This is a genomic window from Phocaeicola sp. (genome assembly GCF_048170425.1).
Lineage (GTDB): Bacteria > Bacteroidota > Bacteroidia > Bacteroidales > Bacteroidaceae > Phocaeicola.
Genome location: NZ_DBEXBB010000160.1, coordinates 1 through 6,977, shown reverse-complemented (window position 1 = coordinate 6,977; position 6,977 = coordinate 1). Strand labels below are relative to the sequence as shown.

The window sequence follows — 6,977 nt, the reverse complement described above, 5'->3', positions numbered from 1 at the left end:
TTAAATTTTTCAAAAATCAAACGACATGCGTAAAGTCTATTATATTTATAATCCGAAAACACGTACTTACGATCGTATTTATCCTACCATGCGCCAACGTGCCTTAAGTTATTTGAGGCAATTGTTTGTTGGTATGGGATTGGGGGCAGGTAGTTTTATTTTGCTGTTATGGATTTTCGGTTCTCCTTCGGAAAAAGATCTTCGTACGGAAAACTCCCGACTTTTATCGCAATATGCTATTCTTTCCTCTCGTATGGATGAGGCAGAAGGAGTGATGCAACGTTTGCAGCAGCGTGATGACAATATTTACCGTGTAATGATGCAAGCTGACCCGCTACCAGACGAACAGCGTTCAGGTACAGCAACTAATGCACGTTATAATGAGTTGATGGACATGGCCAATAGTCGCCTGGTTATTCATACGATGCAGAAAATGGATAATCTGGAACAGAAAATTTATGCCCAGTCTAAATCTTTTGACGAAGTGGTAGGACTCTGTAAACAGCATGACAAAATGCTGGCCTGCATTCCTGCCATTCAACCTGTTTCAAACAAGAATCTGAAGCAGACCGCTTCGGGCTACGGTATGCGTATTGATCCGATTTATAAAACCGTGAAATTTCATGCAGGAATGGACTTTTCAGCCAATATTGGCACACCGGTATATGCCACGGGTGACGGACGAGTAAAACAGGCTGGATGGGATGGACTGTATGGTAATTGTATTATTATTGACCATGGGTTTGGGTATGTAACCCGTTATGCTCATTTAAATAAAATAGAAGTGAAGGTAGGGCAGAGTGTGACACGTGGTGAGGTAATTGGCCAGGTAGGTTCTACGGGAAAGAGTACCGGGCCGCACTTGCATTATGAAGTGCGTGTAAAGGGAAAGATTGTCAATCCGGTGAACTATTATTTCATGGATTTGAATGCCGACGATTATGAAAAGATGATTGAACTTGCTGCTAACCATGGTCGTGTATTTGATTAAAAAAAGAACTGAATGTTATGGCTTTGAAAACAGATAAGGAATTAAAACTCTATTATTCCATCAGCGAAGTGGCAAAAATGTTTGATGTGAATGAATCATTGCTGCGTTATTGGGAAAAAGAGTTTCCGATGATTTCTCCTAAGAAAACAGGGGGAAATGTGCGTCAGTACCGGAAAGAAGACATAGAGAACATTCGTCTGGTATATCATCTGGTGAAAGAAAAAGGGATGACGCTGGCTGGTGCCAAGCTGAGGTTGCGGCAGAACAGGGAAGGAACCATGCAGACAGCCAATGTGGTAGAACGCTTGAAACGAATCCGCGAGGAACTGGTGAGCATGCGGAATGAGTTGGATTATCTTACTTGATTTATAAAGTTTTTTAATGGAATAGGCTGCCCGAAACAGAGCAGCCTATTTTGTATATGGACTTTTAATAAGTCACGATTGATGATACCTGTTGAAAAACTTCCTTATTCAAAATCGCTTTGTTGCTTTTCTACTTCTTTCAGTTTTAGTCGGCTTTGCTGTTGTGCTTCCTGACTTATCTTATTGAGCGGCATAAATCTTTTGTCATTCTTTGACTGGTTTTGTAAAAGCTTCAGTTCATTAGGATCAGCAATAAGCGGATGTTTGGCTTTTACTGTTTGAATAGTGATTTCAGCCGGTGCAGGAGTATGTACGCCATTATATACGACTGATGCCTTTACTTTTATTTCTCCAGCCTGTGTTTTTGCACGAACCAATACCGGAGCAGTTCCCCATTGAATAGCACGAGGATTCGTGAAGGTTTCATTATTGGCTACCAGTTCGCCCGGTCCCTCAATCTCAAACTGAATATGATAGTTGTTTAGCCGCTTGATATTTCCGTTGTCGTCAGCAATTGCTGCTACTATGGTAATTAGATCAGAGCCGTCTGCCGTGGTTTCTGTCTGCTCGTTGTCTTCCCAAAGAATTACTTTTGAAGGACGTCGGGTAGGAACAACTTTATGGGTTGCTACCAGTTTTCCGTCGACAAAACCTTCTGCCAGCAGATATGATTCTTCGTGTTTATTGGCCCTGGCCAACGCTTTGTCGTGCATTACGTCCCATACGTTGTTGAACGTAATGACGGGTGAAGGCATTCCTTCTCCTTTGATTTCTTTTTTGTAGGTATATTGTTTTCCTCCTTTGCAACAGGTAAGGCGTACTTCCTCACAATTACTGTATATGGTTACATCCTTAGGAGAGAACGGAGTCATGGCATTGGCAATGAAAACCATTGGTCCGTTTTCGGCAATCAGTTTGTCATTTTTTTCGGCCGGACGCTGTGAACAGAACATATAGTAGGATAGCTTGGGTTGGCGGAACGCATCCATGATACCTCCATAGAAAGGGTCCGGGTGGTAGCCGCGCTGATGGTCAAAAGAATGCCATAAACATCCTCCCATGTGCTGGCGTGAATTACGATATAACGCATCGTAACAAGTGTACTGGTAATCTGTTTTAGCATATCCTTGAGCCTGTATCAGCATAGGAACTTCTCCCCAGGCGCGGTTTACTCGGCTGGGAGAATTGTGAGAATTCCAGTCATCTACGTTGTCTCCCCATTCACGGGTGAAATATGAAATTTTAGGGTCCAGGTCTGATGTATTGAATGCTCCTCCGGCACCATTGACAGGATGTGTAAAGTGTATAGGAAAGTATTCATGTCCTTTAGCGGTCACATCGCAGCCTGCATAGCAATAAGGATAGGGATACTCTTCGTGGAGAATGTTTACTACATTCTTGGCAAAATCTTCCGGATACCACGTTTCGTTGAGAATCGGTTCCCACATCCAGACAGAAGGATGGTTCCGGTCGCGTCTGACCATGTTACGGATGTCGCTATATACCCTTTGTGCAAAGATGGGTTCGTCGTTCCAGAACTGCCATCCAGGGGTGTTGACGATAACAAACAGTCCCAGTTCATCGCAAGCATCCATGAAAGCCGGGTCTTGTGGATAGTGTGCGTTACGGATGACTCTTAGTCCTGCATCACGAAGTTTCTTGGCATCTCTCCAATGGAGGCTGTTTGACAGGGCGTTACCAATGACGGCAAAATCCTGATGCCTGTTGGCACCAATTAATGGATAAGGGTAAGGTTTCCCATTCAGCCAGAAGCCGTCTTTTCCCTTGAACTCAATGCTTCTGATTCCAATACGGCGGCGGTATCCGTCGATGAGGTTTCCTGCTTTATCCTTTATCATGACGTGAAGCTGGTATAAGGTAGGAGAGTCAGGTTCCCATAATTCAGGTTGGTTCACGTGCAGCAAAAGGGATGTCTGCCGTCCTTTTCCTTTGTTTACAGAGAATGCTTTTTCCGCTTGAGCAACCAGTTCTTGTGCAGTGTTAAATAGCTGGTATTCTACCTTTCCAGAGAATGATTTTTCGGACATATTCCGGATATGTGCATCCAGTTTTATATCGGCAGACTGCTCAGATACATGGTTGAAGGAAACAAATAATCCTCCACCGGCAATCTCATTTTCATAATTAGGATCGGTGAGGTATACATTATTATGCGCAATGAGCCAGCAGTCTCTGTAAATACCCCCAAAATAGGTGAAGTCAAGTGCATCCTGTGGCTTTCCGGGAGGATAAGACGGGTCGTTGCTGTTGTCAGCCCATACTGCTATTACGTTGTCTTGTCCGTAGCGCAGGTATTCAGTAATGTTTGCAATGACAGGCAAGAAGCCACCGAAATGCTCTTTTACCAGTTGTCCGTTAATCCATACCTTGGATTTTCCCATGATGGCTTCAAAATGCAGAAAAAGTTGTTTGCCTTTCCATGCTTCTTCCGGAGTAAAGTGTTTTCTATACCAAACTTCACCTTGATAGTTGATACAGCCGCTGGCTTCGGAAGGCACGTATTCTATGCCGTCAGGGAGAGAGACTAGGTTCCAGTCCTTGTCATTGAAATCCGGACGTTCAGCTCCATCCGCACTGCCTTTATGCAGACGCCATGCGGGGTTCATGCTGTAAACGGTTCTTCCGGTGTTAGGAAGCTCAAAGAAACCGGCAGTAGAAAATTCCGGTTGATGGGCAAACCCTAATTGGGCAATCATGAGTATCAAACTGCATAGGGCAGTTCGAATATCCAAAAATGGTTTCTTCATACGATATGGTTTATTTTAAGGTTAATAATCTCCTTTTTGATAGGAATTCTTTTCATGATAGAAATTAATTCTTTCTGTCCATGGCTTATCTTCTAGGGGGAAAACTTTATGAGTATTTGCCCATTCAATCCATTTGGCTTCCAGTTCCTCTACCTTATCTGGGTATGTGGCAGAGAGGTCATGCGTTTCAAACGGATCTTTGTCGAGGTCTATCAGCTCCCATTGACTGTTTCTGTCGGCTCTTACCAGTTTCCAGCTACCTTCTATGATGGCACACGAACTTTGATGTTCAAAATACAGCGTTCGCTTGTGAATGGATTGGCCGGTTGTGGCCGGAAGCAGGTTTGTTCCTGGTAGGTCTGCATGTGAGAATGTTTTAGGGTATGATATGTTGCCCAATGCCATACAGGTAGGCATTATATCAATGATATGGGCCGGTTGACTGCATACTTTTCCTTTTTGTAGATTCTTGCTTTTGTTGCCATAACAAAGAATCAACGGACTGCTGGTTCCTCCTTGAAATACCCACTTTTTGTAGCTTCTATAGGGAGTGTTTGACAGGTCAGACATCAGTTGTCCGATAAATCCTCCTTCGTCAGTAGCTCCATTGTCACTCATGAAGAGAAACACTGTATTTTCATACATGTTTTTCTTTTTGAGTTCTTTTATGACTTGTCCGATGCCTTTGTCCATGATTTCAATCATGGCAGCATAGGTAGCCATGTCTTTTATCCATTTCTCTTGCTGTTCCGGTGTCAATTCATTCCATGACGGACGTTTACCATTGAATTCTTTATTGAAGATAGGCAATTCCATATTGTCAGGAATAAGTCCCAGTCTCTTTTGTTTTTCAAATCGCTGCTTTCGTAGCACATCGTATCCTACTTTATATCGGTCCATACATTTTTCAACATACTCTGCTGGAGCCTGAAGAGGCAGATGAGGTGCATAATGGGCCAGATACAAGAACATGGGCTTGTCTGTATCATGTGTATGGATAAAACTTACCGCAGAATCGGTAATGGCTTTTGTGTAGTAATAATCGTCGGGTAATTGGGTGATTCTTTTTAAATTATTGTATACCGGGTCAGGTTTATAGTAGCTTCCTCCCCCGTGCAGACAACCGTAATACCTGTCGAATCCTCTTTGCACAGGGTAACTGCCGTTGGGAGCATCATATCCACCAGTGGTAGTAACATGCCATTTCCCGCTCATGTAAGTACGGTATCCTCCTGCTTTCATGATTTCAGTAATGGTCGGGTATTCTTTATCTATTTGTCCTCTGTATCCCGGACGGTGCTCGTCCACTTCTGCCATCCATCCCATTCCCACTTGGTGCTGGTATCTGCCGGTAAGTAGGGTTGCTCTGCTCGGACAACTTCTTCCGGTATTTTTGAACTGACTGAAGCGTATGCCATCTTGAGCCAACTTATCAATATTGGGGGTATGGATTTCACTGCCGTAGCATCCTAAATCAGAGAATCCCATGTCATCACATAGAATGAGCACGATGTGTGGGTGTGTTTTTTGGGCATGCATTGAGAGATAAGTGCCACAGATTAGAAAAGGAAGTAGTGATATTTTGTTCATGGTGAGTGTCAGATTTTGTTTCGGATAACAAAAATATGAGTAAAAAAGTGCTGTACGCTAGCGTACAGCACTTTTTAGTTTACCATCCTTCATTTGGCGTACATAAATTGTTTGTCTCAATTTCTTTTGCTGGTATCGGATAATAGTAGTATTTGTTGGTATTACCAGTTTTGCCAGTCATTAGCTGCTTGTATCTAACCTCGTTACATGTTTTCATACGCTCTTCTAGTAGCCCCCAACGACGTAGGTCATAGAAACGCTCACCTTCTACAAAGAATTCTATAGCACGTTGATGCTCTAAGTCTGCAAAAACTCCTTCGTCTGTTTTAGGTCCAGAGTAGTTGTTTAGGTTAGCTCTTCTTCTGATATCATTTAAGTACCCAATAGCTGTGTCTAAGTTCTTCTTCGCGCTTCCTCTTAAGTAAGATTCGGCTAATAACAAGATTACATCGGCATAACGGATAGCTCTTTCATTGATGGAAGACATTGGAGGATCTGATTCTGCTTCCATAGTTTTTGAATTTTGATACTTCAAAATCCAATAAGTATTTAGTTTGTCTGCTGCAAAAACTTCTTGGAATGGTTTAAGGTAATACATGCAACCTGGATAGTCCCATGCTACAGATTCACGTGCCCGGATGTCTATCTCTCCATTTTTATCTTTTTCTTTCCAGAATATATCCATCATCTGTTGAGTTGGATTTGCTTCATACCATCCACTAACTTCAGAAGCAGCATATTCGCGTGGGCGTGTATTGGTTTGAGTGGAGTTAGCGATTTCACCATTACCCCAAATATCAGTTCCACCTACTTGTTCCATGAGTAGTTCGAAAATACTTTCTTCATTATTTTCATGCGCTTCGTCAAAATTCCACGAGAAATCATCAACTAATTTGTAGGTATACGGAGATTTGGTTAAGGGTTCTAGTATATCAATAGCTTCATCAAACTTTTCTTGGTATACCAGAATTTTTCCAATAGTGGCATAAGCAGCTCCTTTTGTCGGTTTCCCTATTACGTCATTTTTGACAGGAAGGAGTCTGCCTGCTTCTGTCAAATCTGTAATAGCTTGTGCCCAAATATCAGATTGACTGGATTTGGCCAATGGGAAGGTAGAAGGATCTTGTGAGGCAGTCATTCTCAAAGGGGCATCTTTAAACTCTTTACCTAATTGGAAAAGGTAGAATCCACGGATGAAGAGACATTCTCCTTTTATTTTGTTAATGAAATCTTCTGAAAATTCTCCCTTCTTTTCTTCTAATT

Annotated in this window: 5 protein-coding genes; 2 read left to right on the top strand and 3 right to left on the bottom strand. The window is 42.5% G+C overall.

The annotated features are described in order from the left end of the window. Nucleotides 1-25 precede the first annotated feature (25 nt). Together ACMJ0U_RS06195 and ACMJ0U_RS06190 are read left to right on the top strand one after the other, a co-directional pair. Nucleotides 26-991, top strand: coding sequence for a M23 family metallopeptidase (locus tag ACMJ0U_RS06195; protein ID WP_417128906.1), 966 nt, complete (start codon nucleotides 26-28; stop codon nucleotides 989-991). 17 nt (nucleotides 992-1,008) lie between these two features. Further along, entirely contained in the window at nucleotides 1,009-1,356 is a 348-nt protein-coding gene (locus ACMJ0U_RS06190; protein WP_417128905.1) for a MerR family transcriptional regulator, read from the top strand. Nucleotides 1,357-1,460: 104 nt separating this feature from the next. On the opposite strand, the gene ACMJ0U_RS06185 is transcribed toward ACMJ0U_RS06190, so the two are convergent. From ACMJ0U_RS06185 to ACMJ0U_RS06175, 3 genes are all read right to left on the bottom strand, one after another. Beyond that, nucleotides 1,461-4,124, bottom strand: coding sequence for a glycoside hydrolase family 2 TIM barrel-domain containing protein (locus ACMJ0U_RS06185; RefSeq protein WP_417128903.1), 2,664 nt, complete (start codon nucleotides 4,122-4,124; stop codon nucleotides 1,461-1,463). Nucleotides 4,125-4,145: 21 nt separating this feature from the next. Continuing rightward, complete coding sequence (locus ACMJ0U_RS06180; protein WP_417128902.1) at nucleotides 4,146-5,714, bottom strand: arylsulfatase; 1,569 nt, start codon at nucleotides 5,712-5,714, stop codon at nucleotides 4,146-4,148. 79 nt (nucleotides 5,715-5,793) lie between these two features. Next, nucleotides 5,794-6,977 (bottom strand): RagB/SusD family nutrient uptake outer membrane protein (locus ACMJ0U_RS06175; RefSeq protein WP_417128900.1); only part of this gene is annotated, 1,184 nt, incomplete at its 5' end.